This is a genomic window from Cognatundibacterium crateris, from assembly GCF_010078235.1.
GTDB lineage: Bacteria > Pseudomonadota > Gammaproteobacteria > Burkholderiales > Burkholderiaceae_D > Undibacterium > Undibacterium crateris.
This window is the reverse complement of record NZ_JAABOS010000041.1, coordinates 1-302: the sequence shown is the minus strand read 5'-3', so window position 1 is coordinate 302 and position 302 is coordinate 1. Positions and strand designations below refer to the sequence as shown.

Here is a 302-nt window from a genome sequence, read left to right as displayed (position 1 = left end):
CTTAATCCAGCTTCCAGACGTACTGGACTTTGGTCCAGCTTTGTTGAGGCTTGCCATCAACCGTGCCTGGTTTGTTTTTGCAGGCGCCTGATAACAACTGGGAGCGAACCGCATTGTCCAGACCGCGGAAGCCACTGGACTTCTCGATCTTGACGTCGGCGACGGTACCGTCGGCACCGATCAGTACGGCCAAGGTGGTGATACCGGTTTCTTCATTACGCAGCGAGGCGCGTGGGTATTCCGGTTTGCAACCGCCCACATTGAAGTCGATCACAGGTGCTACGCTGACCGGGCCGGTGGAC

Annotated in this window: 1 protein-coding gene; it reads right to left on the bottom strand. The window is 57.3% G+C overall.

Translation table 11 applies throughout. The annotated features are described in order from the left end of the window. Window position 1: 1 nt before the first annotated feature. Window positions 2-302 (bottom strand): energy transducer TonB (locus EYB48_RS19020; RefSeq protein ID WP_230405316.1); only part of this gene is annotated, 301 nt, incomplete at its 5' end.